18 protein-coding genes are annotated in these 21,647 nt (G+C 43.4%); 16 read left to right on the forward strand and 2 right to left on the reverse strand.

The genetic code is table 11. The features are described from left to right. The first annotated feature begins 5 nt into the window (after positions 1-5). The 16 genes from M1L62_RS13485 (at position 6) to M1L62_RS13560 (ending at position 18,803) form a co-directional block, all read left to right on the forward strand. On the forward strand, positions 6-1,445 hold the full coding sequence (locus tag M1L62_RS13485) for a SusD/RagB family nutrient-binding outer membrane lipoprotein (RefSeq protein WP_254560109.1): 1,440 nt from the start codon (positions 6-8) through the stop codon (positions 1,443-1,445). A gap of 201 nt (positions 1,446-1,646) precedes the next feature. Next, positions 1,647-2,510: a helix-turn-helix domain-containing protein gene (locus M1L62_RS13490; RefSeq protein ID WP_254560110.1), complete on the forward strand. Its 864-nt coding sequence runs from the start codon at positions 1,647-1,649 to the stop codon at positions 2,508-2,510. A 96-nt stretch (positions 2,511-2,606) separates the two neighbouring features. Next, a complete protein-coding gene (locus M1L62_RS29840) occupies positions 2,607-2,831 on the forward strand; it encodes a hypothetical protein (protein ID WP_510185843.1) in 225 nt (74 codons plus the stop codon). Between the two features lie 41 nt (positions 2,832-2,872). Beyond that, positions 2,873-3,781: an NAD(P)/FAD-dependent oxidoreductase gene (locus M1L62_RS13500; RefSeq protein ID WP_254560112.1), complete on the forward strand. Its 909-nt coding sequence runs from the start codon at positions 2,873-2,875 to the stop codon at positions 3,779-3,781. 55 nt (positions 3,782-3,836) lie between these two features. Next, positions 3,837-4,433, forward strand: a complete 597-nt coding sequence (locus M1L62_RS13505; protein ID WP_254560113.1) for a short chain dehydrogenase — start codon at positions 3,837-3,839, stop codon at positions 4,431-4,433. A 327-nt stretch (positions 4,434-4,760) separates the two neighbouring features. Continuing rightward, positions 4,761-5,141 (forward strand): hypothetical protein, encoded by a 381-nt coding sequence (locus M1L62_RS13510; protein WP_254560114.1) that lies wholly within the window; start codon positions 4,761-4,763, stop codon positions 5,139-5,141. A gap of 57 nt (positions 5,142-5,198) precedes the next feature. Continuing rightward, entirely contained in the window at positions 5,199-5,582 is a 384-nt protein-coding gene (locus M1L62_RS13515; protein WP_254560115.1) for a hypothetical protein, read from the forward strand. 209 nt (positions 5,583-5,791) lie between these two features. Then, on the forward strand, positions 5,792-8,650 hold the full coding sequence (locus M1L62_RS13520) for a glycosyl hydrolase (RefSeq protein ID WP_254560116.1): 2,859 nt from the start codon (positions 5,792-5,794) through the stop codon (positions 8,648-8,650). 4 nt (positions 8,651-8,654) lie between these two features. Further along, complete coding sequence (locus M1L62_RS13525) at positions 8,655-11,120, forward strand: glycoside hydrolase family 2 TIM barrel-domain containing protein (RefSeq protein WP_254560117.1); 2,466 nt, start codon at positions 8,655-8,657, stop codon at positions 11,118-11,120. A 159-nt stretch (positions 11,121-11,279) separates the two neighbouring features. Beyond that, positions 11,280-13,013 carry a carboxypeptidase-like regulatory domain-containing protein gene (locus M1L62_RS13530; protein ID WP_254560118.1) on the forward strand — a complete coding sequence of 578 codons (1,734 nt, stop codon included), beginning with the start codon at positions 11,280-11,282 and terminating at the stop codon, positions 13,011-13,013. Positions 13,014-13,189: 176 nt separating this feature from the next. Then, positions 13,190-14,137, forward strand: a complete 948-nt coding sequence (locus M1L62_RS13535) for a hypothetical protein (RefSeq protein ID WP_254560119.1) — start codon at positions 13,190-13,192, stop codon at positions 14,135-14,137. A gap of 1 nt (position 14,138) precedes the next feature. Beyond that, complete coding sequence (locus tag M1L62_RS13540) at positions 14,139-15,119, forward strand: hypothetical protein (protein ID WP_254560120.1); 981 nt, start codon at positions 14,139-14,141, stop codon at positions 15,117-15,119. Between the two features lie 23 nt (positions 15,120-15,142). After that, complete coding sequence (locus M1L62_RS13545; RefSeq protein ID WP_254560121.1) at positions 15,143-15,727, forward strand: RNA polymerase sigma factor; 585 nt, start codon at positions 15,143-15,145, stop codon at positions 15,725-15,727. Next, on the forward strand, positions 15,714-17,120 hold the full coding sequence (locus M1L62_RS13550; RefSeq protein WP_254560122.1) for a hypothetical protein: 1,407 nt from the start codon (positions 15,714-15,716) through the stop codon (positions 17,118-17,120). The genes M1L62_RS13545 and M1L62_RS13550 overlap by 14 nt, the downstream gene beginning before the upstream one ends. A gap of 238 nt (positions 17,121-17,358) precedes the next feature. Further along, positions 17,359-17,718 carry a hypothetical protein gene (locus tag M1L62_RS13555; RefSeq protein ID WP_254560123.1) on the forward strand — a complete coding sequence of 120 codons (360 nt, stop codon included), beginning with the start codon at positions 17,359-17,361 and terminating at the stop codon, positions 17,716-17,718. 89 nt (positions 17,719-17,807) lie between these two features. Further along, positions 17,808-18,803, forward strand: a complete 996-nt coding sequence (locus M1L62_RS13560; RefSeq protein WP_254560124.1) for an OmpA family protein — start codon at positions 17,808-17,810, stop codon at positions 18,801-18,803. A gap of 32 nt (positions 18,804-18,835) precedes the next feature. Here the strand turns inward: M1L62_RS13560 and M1L62_RS13565 are convergent, their stop codons facing one another. Beyond that, on the reverse strand, positions 18,836-20,188 hold the full coding sequence (locus tag M1L62_RS13565) for a DUF3526 domain-containing protein (protein ID WP_254560125.1): 1,353 nt from the start codon (positions 20,186-20,188) through the stop codon (positions 18,836-18,838). Position 20,189: 1 nt separating this feature from the next. Beyond that, entirely contained in the window at positions 20,190-21,632 is a 1,443-nt protein-coding gene (locus M1L62_RS13570) for an ABC transporter permease (RefSeq protein ID WP_254560126.1), read from the reverse strand. Between the last annotated feature and the right edge of the window lie 15 nt (positions 21,633-21,647).

A 21,647-nucleotide genomic window follows, 5' to 3' on the forward strand; every position in this document is an offset into this window, starting at 1 on the left:
ATCACATGAAAAAGACATTGATTTATAGTATTGTGGGCCTGTTTATGGCAAGTTCCTGTGTAAATGACCTGGATGAAGATTTTAATATAGACTCAAAAAAAGCAACTGCGGTGCCGGCTGTCACGCTCGTGAGCAACGCCCAGTTCAACTTGTCCAATATCATCACGACGGCCGACTACAACAGTAATCCTTTCCGATATTATTTGCAGCACTGGGCGGCCGTGCAATATCCCGACGAAAGCCAGTACAATATCAACACCAGAGAAATTAACAAGCTCTTCTGGGACATATTGTACCGTGACGTGCTGAGTGATTTGCGCGAAGCCAAAAGAACAATTGATGCGGACATTTTTCTTGCTGCACCACAGAGAGCCAACCAGCTAGCGGCCATAGAGGTTTTAGAAGTTTATGCCTGGTCGGTTTTGGTAAACACTTTTGGTAATATTCCCTATACCCAGGCCATGGACTTTTCCAATGTTCAGGCCGGTTATGATGACGATGGTGATATTTATCGCAATCTGATAGCCCGTTTGGATGCTGCAATTGTGTCGTTAAACAAAAACAAGGATGCAGCCGGATTAGGAACCGCCGATTTGTATTACAGTGGTAGCGTCGAGAGCTGGATAAAGTTTGCAAATTCGCTTAAACTGAGGCTCGGTATTACCATTGCAGATGCCGACGTTGCAACGGCGAAAAAAGTCGTGGAAGAAGCTGCGGGCCACGTATTTTCTGCCAGCACTGACGACGCGAAGTTGATTTATACGGCGAACACACCCACTGCCAATCCTATTTATGATGCATTACGGCAACGGAATGATAACGTAAGCGCCAATACTTTTGTCGATGTACTGAATGGCCTGGCCGATCCACGTCTCGACGAATATTTCCGGCCGGCTACTGCTGGCCCGAATGCAGGAAAATATGTTGGCGGTATTTATGGTGCGTCCAATGTCTATTCCAGATTTGCCCAGCCGAGTGCGTTACTCCGCAATCCAAAATTACCCGGTGTACTTTTATCATACACAGAGATAGAATTTTTACTAGCAGAAGCCAGATTAAGAAACTTTGTTGTTCCGGGTACCGCCGCGGAGCACTACAAGGCAGCCATTACCTCCTCTATTGTGGACGACTGGGGCGGAAGCGCTGCGGAAGCTGACGCCTATCTGCTTAGACCAGAGGTGATTTTGGATGCAGTAAATTGGAAGAAGAGTATCGGAATGCAAAAATGGATCGCTTTGTACAATCAGCCGGTTGAAGGCTGGAAAGAGTGGAGGCGGCTGGACTATCCGGTGCTGGAAAAACCAGAGCAGGCTCAATCGGAAATTCCGCTCCGTTTTCCTTACCCATTTTCAGAACAAAATCTTAACAACGCCAACTACAAAGTCGCGGCCGATGCGATGGGGGGTGACGTAGTAACATCGAAGATATTTTGGGATGTGAAGTAGTGTGGTAAGAGTTGCTGCTTTTTATTGAAAATAAAACAATTTGCTGGCTTCGTATTCAAGTCTTACTTTTAGATTTGAGTATGAAGCCACAGTTGTTTTCGTCAATAGTCAAACTTATCGCCATTATTTCCGATCCCTTGAATGTGTTACATTTGAGATGTGAATTGTTCAGCAAGGATGTACGCAGTTTTACAGCAGTAAATGGAGAAAATACCAGTAAGGCATATCAACACAAAGGTAAAAGAGCCGGATTTTTTAAGCAGTTTCAAGATACGGAAAGTGGAGAACCTGTTATCGGGGGAAGATATGGTTCAGGCGCTTCACCGGCATAGTTTCTTTTATATTCTGCTGATAGAAAAAGGTTCTGGTGTGCATTACATCGATTTTGTTGAGTACCCCGTGACAAACTTTTCCATTTTCTTTATGCGCCCGGGGCAGGTTCATAAACTGACATTGGACAGAGGCAGTGTTGGTTATCTCATGGAATTTGCCAGCGATTTTTATTCTCCGCTTGAACAATCGGGCATTCAGATATTGCGAAAGGTGAGCAGCAAAAATTACTGTCAGCTTGATGTTGCCAGGTTTAGCAAGTTACTTTTTCTCCTGAATTATATTTTCCAGGAGTATTCCGCCAGAGAGGATAAGTTTCAGGAGGTCATTAAAGCCAGTCTCGATATTTTTTTCATTGAACTGGTCAGACAAAGCCGAAACCCGCAAAACTCTGGTGGCAAAGGCAGTCAATATATGCAGGATCGCCTGGAAGAGCTTTTGGAATTGATAACGTTTCATGTTGCAAACCATAAACAGGTCTCGGATTACGCGCAAATGCTGAACCTCACTGCGTACCAGCTTAACGCAATTACCAAGTCAACGCTGGATAAAACCTGTTCTGAGCTTATTAACGAATACATTATACTCGAAGCAAAAAGATATCTTCTTGCAACGGGTAACCAGATAAACCAGATAGCATACCATTTGGGGTACGAAGATGTATCCTACTTTATCAGGTTTTTCAAAAAACATGTTGGGGCGTCTCCTGAGATATTCAGGCACAACTTTAAGTAAATCCTGCTTAACTGCATTTTTGTCCTATCCATCTTCTTCGCCAGCGAAATACTTTTGCATAGTCAAACTGATATGCCAAAAAGTAATTTCCAGGGTATGAAAACAAAGAATAAATTAATCGCATCTTTCAAAATCTGGGTCGTCATCTACCCGTCCATCACGTTGTTTCTGTTTTTCTTCGGAAGGTTATTGTCTGAATTGCCATTGTACCAAAGAACATTCATCCTGACGATTGCATTGGTTCCCTGGATCGTGTTTGTTGGGCTCCCGTTGCTTGATTTTTTCATTCGTTTAGGCCAATCCAAAACCGATGGGAGATAAGGCTATTTCAAGTGCAATAATTACATTCAAACCGTAAGAAAATGACAAACAACAAAATTTTCGACGTGATCATCGTTGGAGGAAGTTATGCCGGACTTGCGGCGGGCATGGCGCTGGGCCGGGCGTTAAAAGAGGTTTTGATTATGGACAATGATCAGCCTTGTAACAGGCAAACTCCATATTCGCATAATTTTTTGACCCAGGATGGCAAACCTCCGAAAGAGATTGCAAAACTAGGAGAGCAACAATTAGCCATATATAAAACGGTTAGTTTTTTTAACGGGCTGGCGGTTAAAGGAATAAAAACAGAAAAGAGTTTTGAAATATATACTGCGTCGGGTGAAGTGTTTCGGTGCAAAAAAGTGATTTTCGCCACAGGTATCCGGGATATTTTACCTGACATAAGCGGCTTTTCCGAATGCTGGGGCATTTCAGTACTTCACTGTCCTTATTGTCATGGTTACGAGGTCAAAAATAAGCAAACCGCTGTTCTAGGGAATGGAGAATCCGGTTTTGAACTCATCAGGCTGATTTCAAACTGGACAAAAGATCTGACCTTGTTAACCAATGGAAGTTCAACTTTGACGAAGGAACAAACGGAGCAACTGGAAAAGCACCATATCAGAGTTGTCGAAAAGGAAATTGAAAGATTGGAACATACAGGCGGGTATCTCAAAAACATTGTTTTTAGAGATGGTACGGAAGTTTTGGCAACGGCTATGTATGCGCGTAATCCGTTTGAACAACATTGCTGGATCCCGGAGTCTCTGGGATGCATACTAACCGCCGAAGGTTATATCCAAACAGATGTTTTTCAGGAAACCTCCGTGCCCGGCGTTTTTACCTGTGGTGATAATGCGACGCGTATGCGGACAGTAGCGAATGCAGTTGCAACCGGGACTGCGGCCGGTATCACAGTGAGCAACCGGATCATTTTTGAAGAATTTTAAACAGAATAATTGATAAGTACCATTTTAAATAAAATTAAAACTAACACATCAGAAAATGAAAATAATCATTGTAGGCGCATCAGGAACCATTGGGAAACGGGTTGCAGGTTCTTTGGAAAAAGATCATGAGATCATTAGAGTGGGTTCTAAAAGCGGGGATTTTCAGGCAGATATTACTTCACCTGAATCCATAGAAAATTTATTCAGACAGGTAGGGCCGTTTGATGCATTGATATCGACAGCAGGTGACGCCTATTTTGGCCCATGGAAAACCATGACTGATAAGGAATTCAGAAAGGGCATCGATAGCAAGTTGATGGGGCAAATTAATCTGGTACTGATCGGACAAAATTATATCAATCCGAAGGGTTCGTTTACCTTAACTTCCGGCGTTTTGACGTACGATCCTGTGCTAAGTGGGTCTAACCCGTCGGCTGTAAACGGAGGAATTGAGGCTTTTGTTCGTGCAGCGGCGATTGAGTTGGAAAACGGTGTTCGGATTAACGTGGTAAGTCCCACGGTTGTGGAAGATGCGCCGGAATATTTCTCCTATTTTCCCGGTCATATCCCGGTCACGATGAAACAAGTTATCTTCGGATACCAGAAAAGTGTGCTCGGTGCGGGTACAGGGAAAGTTATCACGATACATTGATTTTCTTCGGGTAAGGTAACGCAAGCTGCCAGGTCATTATTCTTATGGATAAAGGTCTGGCAGTTTGCACGTTTATGCCATTAGGGAGCTGCTTTGAAATCTGTTTTGCATCGCAGATAAGCTTAACCAGGAAGTTACTTATTATCAATTAATGTAGGAATAGTAATATTATTTTCGCTTCACCCCCGTTTTTGTCCGTCTCGGCGACGAACTGCCATGCTTTTTTCTTGCAGTCATTGAATTTTGACCCATTAATCAAAGTGTCTGAATCACCAAGGTGAAAATTTCACGGATTAAAACAGTATTCAACTTCAATTAATGATAGCAATGAAAAAAGCGAGTACCCTTATCGTAGCTTTACTTTTGTGCGCAGGCTTTAAAAGTTTTGCGCAAACTGCGGCACCTGCCGATTTTTTTACCGGGAAATGGGAAATCTCAATTACGGGCACACCCAATGGCGATTCAAAACTGGTTACGGAATTAACCAGAAAGGATGGTAAACTATCCGGAGAACTCAAAGACCCATCAGGGAAAATGGCTGAGGTATTGCCTATTACGAAGATCGAAGAGGATGGGAGGAAAATGCTAATATATTTTTCAACACAGGGAATGGATCTTGGGCTGGCTTTGGAAAAAGTGGACGACGACCATTTGAAAGGAGCGATCATGGACAGATTTGATGCAACTGCGGTTCGGATCAAGGAATAAATCACAGAAGCCCGCTAAGAAATTAACTATTCAATTCATTTTTAATCAATCATTGTAATGAAAAAAGTAAGCATTATTCTAGCCGTTTTGTTCCTGGGTATCTTCTGCAAAAGTTTTGCCCAGACAACTCCATCCTCAGATTTTTTTGCCGGGAAATGGGAGATCAGCCTTTCCGGAACCCCCAATGGTAATGTCCAGTTTTTAACTACGCTGACACGCAAGGATGGCAAGCTGTCGGGTGAGCTGGCCAATGCATCAGACGCAACACAAGCAAAAAGACCGATTACAAAGGTGGAAGAAAGTGCTAATAAAATTGTAATCTATTTCGAGTCTTCACAAGGAGGTGAAATCGCGCTCGAACTGGCCAAGGTGGATAATGATAATCTGAAAGGAATGCTTATGGATAGTTTTGACGCAACGGCAAAACGTTTGAAAGAATAGTACGAATGTTTTGTGAAAACAAATGATGTGCAGTGAGTGCCTGACGCGGGTTTTTTTACTCATTGCCGCATGTATTAATTTCTGACTGGTTGCAGAGAAAGTAGAAGTCAAAAGATTCGACAGCGAATTGTGTAGCAGAAATCCCCTGCAAATTAAAGCAAGTCAGAAAACCCGGTAGTCCGCTCATTTACTTCCAATCAGGTGAAATTATGACCAGATCAATACTAGCTATTTCAGGTATTTTACTTATTACGCTCGCTTTCCGACCGGTCGGAGAAAAACCGTCAAAATGGTTTCCGCAATACGATTTTGACCCGGCGAAATTTAAAAACCCTTCTCAGGAATTTGGCCCGATGGCCCGATGGTGGTGGCCGGGGAATGACGTTGACAACGGTGAGTTGCAACGGGAAATCAATCTTTTTGCGGACAATGCATTTGCAGGCGTCGAGATACAGACGCTAAAACTGGGCGTACCCATTACCGCTGAAAATCGGGATAAACTGTCAAGCTGGGATAGCCCCGAATATTATGACCATGTGAAAATGGTTATGGAAGAATCCCGTAAAAGAGGGCTTATCGTAGACATGACCAACGGGAGCGGCTGGCCGGCCGGCAGCTCTATTTTAGAAGCGGATGAGGGTTTTCGAAACCTCAAATTTGAAGCGATAACAATTGGGGGTGGAAAATCTGTTGCGGTGGCTTTGCCCCGGATAACAAGTAAAGCAGGTACCTCCGTGTTGCAGGCCGTTGTGGCTTCAAAAGTTAAAGGGGGGAAAGAAGCGCTATCACTGAGGACAATTCCATTGGAGATAAACGCCAGCATCATTCTGACAGAAAAAGTAAAAAACGATTCCATACGCTGCACATTACCGGAAGGAAACTGGAAAATCATTGCTTACTGGAGTCTGCCCAGTGGTGAAAAAGCCATGACATCCGAAGCGAAACAGGCTTATGTGGTTGACCATTTTGATTCCACAAAGGTGCTAAAACTCTACAACCATTTGTTTGGCGAGCGCACAGGGTTAAAACCCTATTTTGGCAACCCCATGCGCGCTATCTTCAACGATAGTTACGAATTCAAAGCTGACCGACATTATTCGGCTGATTTTATCGCTTATTTTAAGAAAAGGAGGGGTTATGACCCTACACCTTATCTGGCAGCAAATATGCAACGCGGATATAACTACGTCCAGTTCATGAACCCGAATGCACCAAAGGATTTCACATTTGACGCTGAGACGGACGCCAGGATACGTTACGACTATGATCTGACGCTGAGTGAACTGCTCGGCGAACATTTTCTGAAAACGAGCCGTAACTTCATGGAGCCGAAAGGGTTGTTGCATCGGACACAGGCTTATGGGCTAAATATGGATATGATGTCCATTGCGGGACAGGCGTCGATACCGGAAATGGAGAGTATGCTGGCGTCGGAGGCCAATATGAAAATTGTGTCTTCGGGCGCGCACCTCTATAACAGGCCCCTTGTTTCGTCTGAATCAGTGGTGTTTATGAACAGGGCGTACATGACAACGCCTCAAAAAACGCGATTGGCCGTGGACAAATTGTTTGCTGCCGGTGCACAGCAGATCATTTATCACGGCATTCCATATCGCTATGTTCCCAAGAATTTTGCCAGGGAAGGTTGGTATCCATTTTCGAGCGCTGCGCTGCCGGTCGTCAATTTTTCCTCACATTACGGTGAATCGGATATTTTCTGGAAATATCAAAAGGATATCAATCAATACATTCAGCGTATACAGTACGCGTTACGCTCGGGAAAGCCCAGGGCTGATGTGTTGATTTATTTTCCTTACATGAATGTGGACAAGATGCCGGAGAATCCAGAGGAAATAATGACGATGGGAGAAATGCCGGGCGTGGAACCGCCGTTAAACAAACCAAAGGAAGCCCTGGATGACAAACATGTGTGGGCGGAGAAAACGTGGAAACTTATCAATCAGCTGGAAGCAAAGGGTATCACCTGGGAATGGGTAAATGGCAATTCCATTCAGGATGCTGCACTGACGAAGGATCAGCAGATTAATATCAGGGGAAATATCTATCAGGCACTTATACTGTCGGACCGGGTTAGCATGGAAATTGAGACTTCGCAAAAAATAGCTCAACTGGCCGGCAAAGGCATGAAATTGTTGACTTCGGGTGTTTTGCCAACCAAACAGCCTTCTTTTCTAAACTGGAAAGAAAATGACAAACGGGTAGAAAACTTGTTGAAAACAGCTGTTAAACAGAAGAATAGTCGGCAGATAACCAATGGTAATCAGTTGCCCGACTGGATTTTGACATTAAAACAAACCGTAAAGTTTGACGGACCTTACAGTTTTACCCGTCAGGTTCAAAGGGAAATGACGGACGGAAGCCGGATTCAGTTTATCTGGAACAAGAGTGATCAATGGCAAACCATTTCGCTTTCGCTGGATAAAAAATACGCATATAGTTACTGGCTTGACGCCGAGAAGGGCAGTCTGACTGAAAACATAAATAGGGGAAAAGCAACTTATCGTATCCCGCCGTACGGCTCCGTAATACTGTATGCTTCCGCAAACCGCCGGGTGGAGAATACTTTGCTTTCAAAACCAGTTTTAAATCCTGTAAACGCGGTAACACTTTCAAATCTTGACAAATGGACGATCGTTGCGGACGGTGTAAAAGTGACAGAGAGCAACCTTTTTGACTGGAAAACAAATGAAGATTTCAAATTGATCGGAAGCGAAAGTGTATACACCAGCGCTTTTGAACTGAAAGATGTTGGTGCCAACAGTCACTATTTTCTCGATATGGGCAAGGTTTATCATACTGCCGAAGTAATAATTAATGGCAAAGCGGCCGGGAAAAGAATTTACGCCCCATATGTTTTGGATGTGGGTGAGTGGCTGCAAAAAGGAATAAATAAAATTGAAATCCGGGTCCTGCCTACTTTGGTAAACCATTTTATCGGGGAAGCGATGGCGGGGAACGAACATTATAAACAGTTCAAAAAATCGGAGGGCCAATTCATGTCCAATGGTTTGGTAGGGCCTGTCAAGATTTTCACAACCAGAAATTAAACAAATGAAGCTATATCTATTTATTTGGGGGATAATTCTTTCCGGAGTTGCCACGCAGGGTTTTAGCCAGGAAACCAGCAAGCCTGTTGCTGCCGGCCGGTTAATTGCTTTTGATGCTGACTGGAAATTCAGAAAGGGAAAAGATATTGACGCCAGGGCAACAGATTTCAATGATTCGCGATGGCGTAAATTAAATGTCCCTCACGATTGGAGTATTGAAGATTTGAATGATAGTTCTTCGGACAGTGTTGCTGGTCCGTTTTACAAAGGTGCAGCCGGTAAAAATGCAACCGCGTTTACCGTTGGCGGTACTGCCTGGTACCGGAAGCGTTTTGTTTTGGATAAGAGTGCAAACGGCAAAAAAGTTTATATTCAGTTTGATGGCGTTTACATGAATTCCGATGTCTGGATTAACGGGCATCATTTGGGTAATCATCCTAACGGATATACCTCATTTCATTACGATTTGAGCGAATATTTGAACCCTGCAGGTCAGGCCAATGTGATCGCGGTCTGTGTGAAAAATGAGGGTGATAATTCGCGGTGGTATTCTGGTTCAGGTATTTATCGCCATGTATGGCTATCCATCGTAAGCCCAACGCATATCGAAAATTGGGGCGTGCAAATCGTTTCTTCACAGGTTTCCCAACAGTCGGCCAACATACAGATTACAACAGCGGTTAAAAAATCGGCTGGCAGTGCAACGCCTTATCTTGTCACCACCGAACTATATTCTCACAGCGGAAAACTGGTTGCCACAAACAACTCCGAAGCTACTTCGGCTCATAAGATTGAACAAAAACTCGTTGTCAAAAATCCTGAATTGTGGGATATTGAAAATCCGGTTTTGTACAAGGCAAAAATTATCCTTAAACAAGGCGGAAAGAAGGTTGACGAATACATACAAACGTTCGGGATACGCAGTATCCGGTTTGATGCAAAAACGGGGTTTTCTCTGAATGGTAAAAGCCTGAAAATACGTGGTGGATGCGTTCATCATGACAATGGTCCTCTGGGCGCGGCAGCCATCGACAGAGCGGAAATAAGAAAAGTGGAATTACTTAAAAAGAATGGTTACAATGCGGTAAGGCTGGCTCATAATCCGTTTTCATCACAATTTTTAGACGCATGCGATAAGTTAGGTATTTTGGTGATGAATGAGGCATTTGACATGTGGAACAAAAGTAAAACGCCAGATGACTATGCCAATTATTTCAAAGCATGGGGTTTTAAAGACCTTGAATCCATCGTGATGCGCGACAGAAATCACCCGTCCATAATTATGTGGAGTATTGGGAATGAAATCCCGGAGGTGATTGATTCAACGGGATACATCACAGCAAGGTTATTGGCGGCAACTGTAAAAAAGCTGGATTCGACCCGGGCTGTGAGTAACGCCATTCCATTTTATCTGGCCATTGTTAATGGTAAAAACTGGAACATGACAGCGCCCGCGTTTGCCAGTCTGGATGTGAGCGGATACAATTACACACCAAATAAGTATGAGGACGATCACAGAAAATATCCTGAGCGGGTGATTGTCGCCACTGAATATTTCCCTCCCAAGGCATTGGAAAACTGGGAAGCCGTTGAAAAAAATAGTTATGTGATCGGGACATTCAGCTGGGCGGCTATGGATTACCTGGGTGAAGCTGGGATTGGCTTAGCCAGAGTCAAATCGGCGGGCGAAAAAACCGGCGGTTTTGTTGAGACTTTTATGGCTCCTGAATGGCCGGTTTTTAACTCATATACCGGCGAGTTGGATTTGATTGGAAACAAAAAGGCTGCATCCTATTATCTGGACGTGGTTTGGCGGAGGAGTCCTTTGGAGATGATGGTTCACCGCCCGCTTCCGAAAGGAACGAAGGAATATCCCGGTTTTTATGGATTTCCGGACGAGTTGAAATGCTGGACCTGGCCCGGGCATGAAAACGAATCATTGGAAGTCAGGGTTTTTACGAGAAGCCAGAAAGTGAAACTGGAATTAAACGGAAAGGTTATCGCGGAGCAAACTGTTCAGGCAGGATCCATCACGACAGTATTTACGGTGCCCTACACGCCTGGAAAACTCATCGCCCGTTGTTATGAGGGAGATCGGGAAATTGCATCACAAACCATCGCCACGACTGGTAAACCTGCTGCGCTCCGATTGAAAGCTGACAGAAATTTAATCAGTACCAGTCAAAATGATCTTGCCTATATTGGTGTCGAAGTAGTAGATGACTCAGGGAACGTAGTGCCCAGTGCCGCTGATTTGTTGGTTAAGTATCAGATTTCAGGAAATGGCAGTATCGCGGGTGTTGGAAATGGTAACCCCAGAGATATGTCCAGTTTTCAAAAACCGGAGAAAAAAGTATTTCAGGGAAAAGGGCAGGTGATTGTTCGTTCCGGGAAAATTGCAGGGAAAATTACAATCAAAGCCGAAGCAGAGGGGCTGAAAGGTGCTGCTTTAAGTATCAGAACACGTTAGACATTTTAATAAAACAGCAGATTTTTAAATCAATAATCTGCTGTTTTGTTAACGGGTTATTTTTCTGAGAACAATTCATTTTAATCAAAATAGGGGTAAAAAGAGATCCGGTTGTCACGCTTTTGGAGTGTGTCGAATAATTTTGAATAAATTAGGTAAATGCGCTTTAACTTTGATCTGGGGTTTCAGGCGTCTGGTTTATTTTTATACATTTTTAATATGAACCGGATTCAGTTTTTTTTCAGGATGATGACGCTGATCACATTGTTTTTTGTGTTACCGGCTTGTCATGCGCAAAAGTTTCTCAATCGAATTGTCTCGGTTTCAGTTAGAAGTAAACCTGTCGCCGATGTGTTAAAGCTGGTTGGTGAGCAGGGAACGTTTCGTTTTTCCTATAACAGCGATATTATTCCCGGCGATAGCCTTGTCTCGGTCTCGGTACAATCGGTTTCGGTTAAACAATTTTTGGATGCGTTTTTAAACGGAAAGTATCTTTACAAAGAGTCAGGGAATTATATAATTCTTCAAAGACCGCCAAAGGAAAAATATTATCAGATAACCGGACAGGTTTTTGATTCTGAAACCGGTAAAGCTGTCGACTATACCAGTGTTTACTCTAAGCAAATCCTCGTATCCACTTTAACGGATGACGTCGGTTTTTTCAAACTCCGGCTCCGTGATCGTAACTTTCCATTTTCGCTTACGTTCAGCAAAGTGGGTTATGCCGACACCTCGGTTGTCATTAACTCCGATGTAGATCCGGGCATCAGGTTATCCATTGCACCGAAGGCGATAGAACTTGACACACTCATCATCACCAATACCGGCGGAAATAACTCATGGCTCGCCAGATTATTCGTCTCTTCGCGGTTGCGGGCGCAAAGTCGGAATATTGGTCAGTTTTTTGTCGCGTTGCCATTCCAGGCTTCGCTGACCCCTGGTTTGAGTACGCATGGAAGGTTGAGCTCCCAAATTATCAATAAGGTCTCTGTGAATATTTACGGAGGTTATACTGCCGGAGTAAACGGGGTCGAGATTGGCGGACTTTTTAATATTTCCAAGAAAGATGCACGGTATTTACAGATGGCAACCACCTTTAATGCTGTCTCAGGAAATTTTACCGGTGTGCAAATGGTGGGCATTTACAACCAGATTCTTGATTCCCTTTCAGGTATGCAGATATCCGGATTTGGAGGGCTGGTCAAAAGGCATGTAAAGGGTGTTCAGCTTTCCGGCGTAGCCAACGTTTCAGGAAGTTTGCGGGGAGCCCAACTTTCCGGATTCGGAAATATTACAGGTGGAAACATGAAAGGTCTTCAACTGGCAGCCTTGTTCAACTACGCCGGAAATCTGAAAGGAGTTCAGATAGGCATGATTAACCTGGCCGACAGTTCTTCCGGGTATAGCATTGGTTTTCTTAATCTTGTCAAAAAAGGGCACGGTGCCTTTTCTGTTTATGCCAATGAGCTGGTGCCGTTTAACATCGGGTGGACATCGGGCAACAGGAAACTGTATAATATCCTGACTCTTGGCTCCTCGTTGAATAACAGCAGCCGAGCATACACGTTCGGATTTGGTTTTGGCCGTGAATTTGTTCTGAGCGATAAGCTGAAACTGAATACAGAAATCACGCATCAGAATGTCTATCTGGGAAACTGGAAAGCCCGACCGATCATTTATCGTTTTCAAACCGGCCTGAATATCAAACTGACCAAACGATTATCTTTAAATGCCGGTCCTTCTTTCTCAATGTTCCATGCCAGGCAAAAGGAGTTTAAAGCCGGTTACCAGACCTTTGCCGAAAAAGGATTTTTCCATTTTAAGGTAAACGAAAAGACACAGGCGTGGCTGGGCTGGCAGGGTGGGGTGAGCTGGAATTATGGGCATTGGTAAAGTCCTTTTCAAAACTATTTTTATCTTAGATGCAACGTTTCTAATTACACCCTGTGTCAATTCATTTGACAGCCGCAATGTGCCGTTTCCTGTTTCACATGTACACAATAATATTTACTTGCAATCCGCAATACCGACAGAAAGAATGCCACAAGATTTACATTTAAAGGACTGATATGACAAAACCGCTATCGCTGCTGGCTCATTGCCTCTTGTTGGTTATGTCGTTTACGTTAAGTACATGTAACAATGTAAACGACCTTCAGGCGCCGCCACAGGAACTGGTGCCTGAGTTAGTCATTTCCGTTTTAAGAGATTCTTTGCCGGGTGCCGAAAATATTGTTTTCAAAACGGTTGAGGAAAACAAGTTGTGGGAGGCTACGTATAAAAGACAAAGTCAGCAATACTATTCGGCAATAAATCGGACGAAAATTATTGCGACCTACAAGCTTCTTGGCGACACGGTGAAAAGTGTTCTGAGGCAGGCGACCGATCTCGTGTCGTTAAGAAATGCTCAGCTTTCTGAATTTAAAGAAAAGGAAAGAGGCGGTAATATGAACGTCAGTGAAGAATTTTCGTCAAAGTATCTGTTTGATAATCAGTCTTATCTTCTTACCTGGGTGCCTGCTGTTGGCAATTCTGGACGAAGTTATGTTATGAATCTGGATAAATTTTCAAAGTTTGGGTTCATCACCCTGGACATGAGTGATCTTCCGGCGGCAGTGCAAACGTTTTATCAGGCAAGGAACCTTTCGCACCAGGGGACAAAAGTTTACATTGGAGAGTCAAATGAAAAAATATTCCGTAGTGTCGGGTCTGTTGGTAGTAAAAGTTATGAGTTTATTTTTGATCATGCCGGACGCGTGATCTATTCACCTTATAACATTACAGAGCGATACAATGCCCTGAATCTTATACCTCAATTTGCGCAGGGTTACATTACAGCAAAAAAGCAATTCGAAGGTTTTTCCCTTTTGTCCGGGGAGAAATTTGAAGAAGCTGGGCAGGTAGGGTATAAGTTTTCTCTTTTGAAAAGTACGCCTTTTGCTGAATCTTATTTTTTGTTTTTTGACAATTCCGGAAATCTTAAATATCTCACCTACAATGTCGTTACGAATTTTTAACATGAAACTTTTATTCAGCTTTTTATGCCTGGTAGTATTGCTTTCAGGATGCCGCTGGAAGGAAACTGAAACTGCCGAGCCATTGGAATTATTGCCCGATTCCGTGACATCTCCCATCGTGGCAAGATTTAAAAATGCCACAAATATTACCGGTTATGCATTGGAAAAAGACAGGATCTGGGCGGCAAGGTTTCAATCGGAGGGACACAATTACAGTTCGGTGTTAACAAAAGATAAACTGCTTTCGACTGCAATGCTTAGTACCGAATTTCCGGATTCTCTGAAACCGGACCTTAAAAATTTAGCGATAAATGGTGGTGTATTTTCAAATTTACAGAAACTTGAAACCGAAGGGATTTTCAACGCCTGGCAATACAAATGTGATTACCTGTGGCATGGTGACACGTATCTGTTGAGCTGGAAACGTGACGGTAGTTCTTTGACGGTCAATATGATACCCGATTGCAAATTTGAGTATAAATCGTATTCAATTGCACAGCTACCGGTGAAAATTCAGATTTTTCTTGCTGCGCGAAATAAGGAACTTGGAGTTTTGGTGAGTGAGGAATATACCGTGAAGATTGATCCACAGGGTAAAAAACTCTATGCGATGAATGTTAATTACTTAGGCTACGGTACAGTGCTGGACCTTTTGTTTGATGATAATGGAGATCTTGTTGCCACTGGACCCTTTAACTACGCGCCCTATATTGTTGATAATGGCAACAAGCCTGCCAAACCTGTCGATGACCTGAGCCTGATTAATCTTCCGGACAACATGATGAAAAAGCTGACCTCCCGACCGGGAATGGATGGTTTTGTAAAAACTCAGAGCCTATTTGCCGTCTGGAAGTCTGTGTACTCCGGTGTGACTTCCTATTCTGCATCATTTTCAAAAGGTAACGAATCCTTTTCGTACAGGTTAAACCCCGCGGGTGAACTGTTGACGATGCGTTATTTCGGTAGTAAAGTGACCTTGTAGAAAAATAAGCACATCGTTTCTGAATGAGTTTTTTCCGCCCTAACAAATATAAAACACTAACGGATCTTGTACATGCCTGCCAAAAGCAAGATGCAAGGGCGCAGACTGTCTTGTATGAGCGGTATAAAACCAAACTGGCCGGTGTGTGTGCACGTTATGCAAGAACAGATGCCGAGGCGGAAGATATTTTTCAGGATTCGCTGGTAAAGGTTTTTCGATTTATTCAGGAATTGAAAGAGCCTGAATCGGTTGATAGCTGGGTGAAATCGGTTGTTGTCAGGACGGCAATAAATTATTATAACAGAACGACAAAAACAGAAGCGTTAAGCGTCTCGCTTGACTTGCTGGGTAACGATCCGGAGAACGACGATTACGGACGGATCATTGATCAGATCGACATGGCCGTATTGATGGAAGTGATAAACCAGTTGCCGGATGGATACCGGATTGTGATTAACATGCACTTGATTGATGATTACACACACGTAGAAATTGCTAAAATGTTATCGATTGCAGAGAGTACTTCCCGGTCGCAATACATGCGCGGGAGAAATTTATTGCTGATGAAATTACAGGAACTAGGAATAACGCAAAATGAAATCTACTGACGAACCGATAGATGAGGTATTGCGAAAAGCCCTCAAACGTAAATTCGACACCTTTGAAAAGGAGCCGGATCCATCGTTAATACAGTCTATTTTTCATACATTGAAAGTGGGGCAAAGTCCTGGTATTGCACAGCAGTTTATCCAGTTGTCTTTACTTTTTGCCATTATCGTGACCGCAACACTGATGTTTTTGTCGTCATGGGAAGAGGATCCGAAAAATACCCTGGCGGGTCTCGTTACACCGAAAACTGAAAAAGGGACGTCGTTGCATAAGGGTATTGTGAAACATGATAAATCCCTTGAAGGAGAATTAAAAGGAAGAAAAGTATACAGCGACGAAAATAGAAAGGATGAAAAATTAACCCGGGAGCAACCGGTTGAAATTACGCAGGAAAGTGTACGCTTATCTGAAAAACTGAAACGTCCGACGGTTGCCGCAAACAAGCTTTTACGGAAATCAGAAAAAGGGCTCGTAACAAAAACTGAACGGTTCAAGGATGATACTGAATCGCAAAGTGACGTTTATGACGCGCAAAAATTAAGTGTTTTACCTGTTTTCGCCGGTGAAAAAAACAGAACAGATTATAGGAAAGAGATCGGTGTTGAGCAGGAAACGACTTTCCCTACGCAGGCTTCGGATGTAGCCGGCAATGACGGTCAAAACAAAGCTTCACCAATAAACAATCTTGAATTACTGGACAACAGACAGCCCGTCTTTTCCAGCTTCCCGCGAAAAGAGATGGTTGTCAATACAACGCCTCCCGTTGAGGCGTTTCCTGCTGTTAAGGATCGAAATCAATGGCGGTTTTTAGCCACTGCTGCATCAATGAATACGTTTCAGCTGCTCACAATTATTCCTGATCCCAAAATAAGGTATCAGAATTTTCGGTTTCCGGACAGGATTTCGGTCAGCAGCCTTGGGCATAAATTTAATGTGGGTGTCGAAAAAAATGGTTTTCAGTTTCTGCTTAATTACGGGCAGTTCAAGCAGTCGTTGATCTATGAAATTGCGACCGATGAATTTTTGGTAGAACATGACGAGACGAGCGATTATAAACTGATCAGGAAAGGAACACCTGTCGAAAAAAAAAGTACATTCAGGCTTTTGGGACTGGGGGTTAAGAAGCATGTTGTGGCAAAAAATGGCCCGTTCAAAAATTACTATCTTGATCTCGGTACAGAAGTTTCCCGGGAATTGTCCACTAGACAAAATGCTGTTTGGGGAAATTTCGGCATTGGAAAGCAAATAACGGTCAGTAGAAAAACGTCTCTGGTTATCGGTCCTTATTTTGAATACAGCTTTGTGAAATTGAAAAATACAGAAAACAGGTTTCAAATCCAGCCTTATCAAATTGGGTTATCCGTTGGTTTGAGATATTTGCAAAAACAATGAATAACCAATTCAGGAAATTTCTGATCCGGTATCTTCGGATACAGAACAAGGTTATCGGAATACTTGCCGCCATATTGATGTTGGTGGTATTGATAATAATGTTACAAATTGACTTGTCCGGAAATGATCTGCTATTTGTGATTCTTGTATTTTCCGGAGTCGGCTTAAGTTTTTACGCCGTTTATCGGATTTTCAGGCTCATGTTTTCTGACTCGGACACAGGAGATAAACGATCAAAATGAAAATGTGGCTTCGCAGGATTTTTGGAAAAAATGGAAGGCAACCTGAGGATTTATATCAGATTGAAATAACCGACATTTTCATCAGGGTGCAAACTCCCAACGGAGATTCGGAGCAGATATTCTGGGACGATATTGATTGCATAAAACTGATCAATACCGATCAGGGACCTTGGATTCCCGACATTTGGTTGGGTTTATTTGGTGAAAAAGACAGCTGTTACATCCCTCACGGAGCAGCTGGATTCGATACAATCTACGATCGCGTTAGCAAGTATGAAGGTTTTAACTTTGAAAATGTAGCGAAGTCTATGTCAAGTACAGAAAATCAGGAGTTTCTATTATGGAAAAAATGTTGAATATTGGGTTCCGGATCGGGCATCTTTAAGACCGGCCTGCGTTTGAAATTGACCGGCTAAAACCGGACACACCTTTAACAAATGTTTTGATGAAACCCGTTATTATCTGTGTCGCAATCCATTTGATGTTTTGTTTTTCAGGCTTTTGTCAGGACTTGTCGGGTGTGTGGTCGGGTATTGTTGAACAACCTGGTAACGAGTTTGGACCTTTTACGCTTGACGTTCGCATCAATCAGGTAGGTAAACTTTTGAGCGGCGAAATAAAAACGGGCTCGCGATATGGTTTCGTCGTCCAGAAATTTCGTGGCCTTATCTATGATGGCAAGGTATTGATGAATGAATTTGAAGTAATTAAAGATTCTTCGAATGCAGGCATCGCTTGGTGTCTGAAAGATCTGAAAGGTTTCTTTTTTGTCGAAAGAAATGAAAAAAAACGAATTATTGAGGGCCCTTGGACCAGTAAAAAATCGTATCAAAAAAAGGCATACTTAGCCGGAAATTGTCCGCCTGGTACATTCAAAATTTCTCAAACAATAACTTCCAGTAAAGAGGCTAACAAAACACCTTCCGCAGTGCGCGGAAATTCAGGGAAGTCTGCCACAAAGATGCAGATGACGCAGCGCGAACCGGATCCTGTACAGGTTGACTACGTCAGTGCTTCGGCGCAGAATCCTAATGATAGCAGGGCGGTTGAAAAGCGTGTTTCGGACGGTGAAACAGCCGCTTTTCCCAAACCAAAAGTAGGCGAAAAATTGACGTTGTCTGTCAGATTTGAACAGAGTAAAGCCGTGATTTTACCGGAATCCAAACCGGAGCTCGACCGGTTGCTTGAATATTTGCAAGCTTATCCAACCATGGAAATTGCGCTGCTGGGGCATACCGATAATCAGGGTGACCCTGCCAGAAATCTCGCGCTTTCCTTTGACAGGGTCAATGTGATAAAAAGATATCTGGTCGATCACCGCATCTCTACAAACCGGATCTCGGTCAAAGGTCTTGGCAGTAAAACACCGGTTGCTGTCAACAACAGTGAAGAAAACCGAAGACTTAACCGTCGGGTTGAGATGATTGTTACGAGGCAGTAATTTCAGGGAAAGATCCTGAAATCTAAAACCAGTTACCATCTGTAAATATTTTTTCTGAAATTAACCCAGCCCAAAGCAGCCAGTAACAAAGTGAAAACAAGCAGCGGTGCAATCGCGCCGGGTAAGCTTACAGGTGTATTGTCCGAAAAGGTTTCTACTTTGAATTTCGCCCAGTTTTCATTATTCACCGCCGATTCACTGAAAATTTTAGGATAGAAATATAGCCTCATTTTCTCATGAAAACGGCTGGTTTGATCCATGAAAGCAAGCTGGTTTGTCAACCCCGATTTCGCTATTTCATCCAGCTGTACCTGCATATGAACGGTAGGGATAAATCTGGCGATACCAATACTGGCCGTGTTCCGTAATCCAAGCTTTTTCCGCAATTCGGCAACTTCCACGGAGGCATCATCGTCCCCGGCCTGCTGCATGGCATAATACCAAAGCCAGCTGAATTCGGCCTCTGGCAACGGGAATTTTTTGAACTCCGGATAATGCGCGTAAAACTGATCCATAGTCGGTTTTTTGTCCATATCCCATTTTTCATGATACCCTTTTCGCTGTTTCACAGTCGTTTCAAGCGCTTCGGGAACAGGATATTTACTGACCAGATAACTGTTGACGACCGCCGGTAAAATGACGATCAGACTTATCCAGACCGATAACAGCAAAACCGCATTGTAACTCGAACTTTTTCCCAGCGAAGCAATCCAGAAACTCACACCAAACCAGAAAAGAATGTACAGGAACGACATGATCAGCAGCAGGAAAAAGCGTCCATCGACGGGGATGTTTAACACCACCAGGGCCACGAGCAGGATGACCAACAGGGTTACGATTATGGCTGACAACCGGATCGCAAATAACCTCAGAACGAGCCCGAACAAATTGTTGCTTTGCACTGCCGCGACTTTCCAGGTCCCACTTTCTTTTTCTTCTGAAATGATATTGTAGGTAAAAGCAATGATAAAAAGCGGAAAAAGGTAGATCAGCACAAAACTGAAATCAATATTGCCAAGCAGCAAATTACTCGGATTTTGCAGATCGGCATCGTATTTCTGCGCTTCGAGGCCCCGGATGGTTACGCTCTGAATGGAGGAGTTTACATCACGTTGCCCGATCGACAGGCTGTTTATCGGCTTCGTTTCGTTAATCAGCGAAAACTTAATGTAATACAGCAGCAGTCCTATTTCCTTCGGGTGATACTGAACATTTCTGGCGATGTGTTCTTTTTGGAAAACCGCTGCTTCGGCGGCATTGCCCGTTTGTTTTTCAAGAAACTGTTTTCCGATGATAACACTCACAAGTCCGGTTATCAGTAAAAATAGCAGTCCAATTTTCACTCCGTTCGAGGAGATAAAATTTTTAAAGGCTAGTTTGATCATTTTAGTTTACGTTAAGCTTTTTGGACATCAGTTGAATGATGCAAATGAGCGCTGTTATCCAGAAGATAAAAGCTAAGAAAGTAATGACCTCCGTTTTCAGGACAGCGGAAATGCCGGTCGGGCGGTACTGAAATTCGGGGACTTCCTGCCAGTGTTTTTGATCGATGATATAAGGTTTATCACTCGGTCCGGGCTTTTTGTTGCTGATGTATTTAATTTGAAGTTCGTTCATTTTTTGCGCCATCGCGTAACGGTAAGCCTCGGCTTGCCGCTGAAAGTCGATGTAGGCATTGTAGTCGGTCCCCGAAAGGGTCATCGATAGATTTTTGATCGCCATAAACGGATTGAAAAACGCCATCGTTTTTGAAAAACTGTTCTGATCCTGATACACTTCCAGGAGTTTTTCGAAATGCTGGTCGTAGATGCGGGCGCTGATTTTTTCTCCTTCCGCCATAATAAACCCACTGTAATTAAAAGGGAGCTGCTGCACGGAATCGGCCCGGTGAGCCAGCAGCAGGGAATCTTTTATGTTTTTGTAATGTGGATCGTTGGGATTATGGCTGTCGCCCTCTTTGAGAATGTCATTTTCGATCCCGGTCTGGAAAGTAATTTTGGATGGCGCCGGGTAAATGTAAGTGCCTAACGCCTGGGAAGCTCTTGGTAAAACAATGGTTAAGGCCAGCCACAGGCCAATCAGCGAAACCAACGCTGATTTTGACGTCTTACTGGCGGCCGAGATCAATATCGCGATCACACAAAAAATGGCCAGGTAGATAAAATAGGCGAGTGAAACAAGCAGCAAACGGAGGATCTGGTCAAGCGAAATGCTGCCGTTTTGAAGCATACTCCAAAGTAAAATGGTGGCAAGCATAACAGGCAGATATAGCGCCATTGTCACCTGGATCATACCCAGACTTTTACCAATCAGCAACTGTTTCCAGCTGATTCCCTGTGTTAAAATAATTTTTAACGTGCCGTTTTCGCGCTCGCTGGCTATGCTTCCAAAGCCTAAGAAGAAGATTAACAAGGGCAACAGAATTTGCAAAATCTGCGCAATACTTATCTCTCCAAACCGGAGCATGCTGGTAGAAAAACCTGCCTGAGAAAAGTTAACGGCGTTTTGTTTATGTGCTTCAAGAAAAATGGTATTTCCAAAAAAGCTCTCCATACCAAAATCGAAAATACTCAAGGGCGCTTTGGGACGAAAGGCAAAATGACCGTAATGCGCCATCCGGTGGGGATGTTTGTCGGGATTATCAAGCCAGTCCTGTCTGGCCTGATTCTGGAATCCGGATGTTATTTCGTTTTGGTCAACAAAGCTTGTCCAGCCGGTGTAGGCCGCATAAGAGAGTAAAAAAACGATGAAAACAAGGAGAATAAATAGGGCTTTGTTCTTAAAGGCGTTATTCCAAAAATGTCTGGCAATCAGTAATTCAGGTATCATTTTCCAAACGTTACG

Origin of the sequence: Dyadobacter diqingensis, assembly GCF_024220585.1 — a bacterium.
In the GTDB taxonomy this organism is placed as follows: Bacteria; Bacteroidota; Bacteroidia; order Cytophagales; family Spirosomataceae; genus Dyadobacter; species Dyadobacter diqingensis.

Coding starts and splice junctions, on each gene's coding strand:
- M1L62_RS13485 (WP_254560109.1), top strand. CDS start 6: ATGAAAAAGACATTGATTTATAGTATTGTGGGCCTGTTTATGGCAAGT.
- M1L62_RS13490 (WP_254560110.1), top strand. CDS start 1,647: ATGGAGAAAATACCAGTAAGGCATATCAACACAAAGGTAAAAGAGCCG.
- M1L62_RS29840 (WP_510185843.1), top strand. CDS start 2,607: ATGAAAACAAAGAATAAATTAATCGCATCTTTCAAAATCTGGGTCGTC.
- M1L62_RS13500 (WP_254560112.1), top strand. CDS start 2,873: ATGACAAACAACAAAATTTTCGACGTGATCATCGTTGGAGGAAGTTAT.
- M1L62_RS13505 (WP_254560113.1), top strand. CDS start 3,837: ATGAAAATAATCATTGTAGGCGCATCAGGAACCATTGGGAAACGGGTT.
- M1L62_RS13510 (WP_254560114.1), top strand. CDS start 4,761: ATGAAAAAAGCGAGTACCCTTATCGTAGCTTTACTTTTGTGCGCAGGC.
- M1L62_RS13515 (WP_254560115.1), top strand. CDS start 5,199: ATGAAAAAAGTAAGCATTATTCTAGCCGTTTTGTTCCTGGGTATCTTC.
- M1L62_RS13520 (WP_254560116.1), top strand. CDS start 5,792: ATGACCAGATCAATACTAGCTATTTCAGGTATTTTACTTATTACGCTC.
- M1L62_RS13525 (WP_254560117.1), top strand. CDS start 8,655: ATGAAGCTATATCTATTTATTTGGGGGATAATTCTTTCCGGAGTTGCC.
- M1L62_RS13530 (WP_254560118.1), top strand. CDS start 11,280: ATGCGCTTTAACTTTGATCTGGGGTTTCAGGCGTCTGGTTTATTTTTA.
- M1L62_RS13535 (WP_254560119.1), top strand. CDS start 13,190: ATGACAAAACCGCTATCGCTGCTGGCTCATTGCCTCTTGTTGGTTATG.
- M1L62_RS13540 (WP_254560120.1), top strand. CDS start 14,139: ATGAAACTTTTATTCAGCTTTTTATGCCTGGTAGTATTGCTTTCAGGA.
- M1L62_RS13545 (WP_254560121.1), top strand. CDS start 15,143: ATGAGTTTTTTCCGCCCTAACAAATATAAAACACTAACGGATCTTGTA.
- M1L62_RS13550 (WP_254560122.1), top strand. CDS start 15,714: ATGAAATCTACTGACGAACCGATAGATGAGGTATTGCGAAAAGCCCTC.
- M1L62_RS13555 (WP_254560123.1), top strand. CDS start 17,359: ATGAAAATGTGGCTTCGCAGGATTTTTGGAAAAAATGGAAGGCAACCT.
- M1L62_RS13560 (WP_254560124.1), top strand. CDS start 17,808: ATGAAACCCGTTATTATCTGTGTCGCAATCCATTTGATGTTTTGTTTT.
- M1L62_RS13565 (WP_254560125.1), bottom strand. CDS start 20,188: ATGATCAAACTAGCCTTTAAAAATTTTATCTCCTCGAACGGAGTGAAA.
- M1L62_RS13570 (WP_254560126.1), bottom strand. CDS start 21,632: ATGATACCTGAATTACTGATTGCCAGACATTTTTGGAATAACGCCTTT.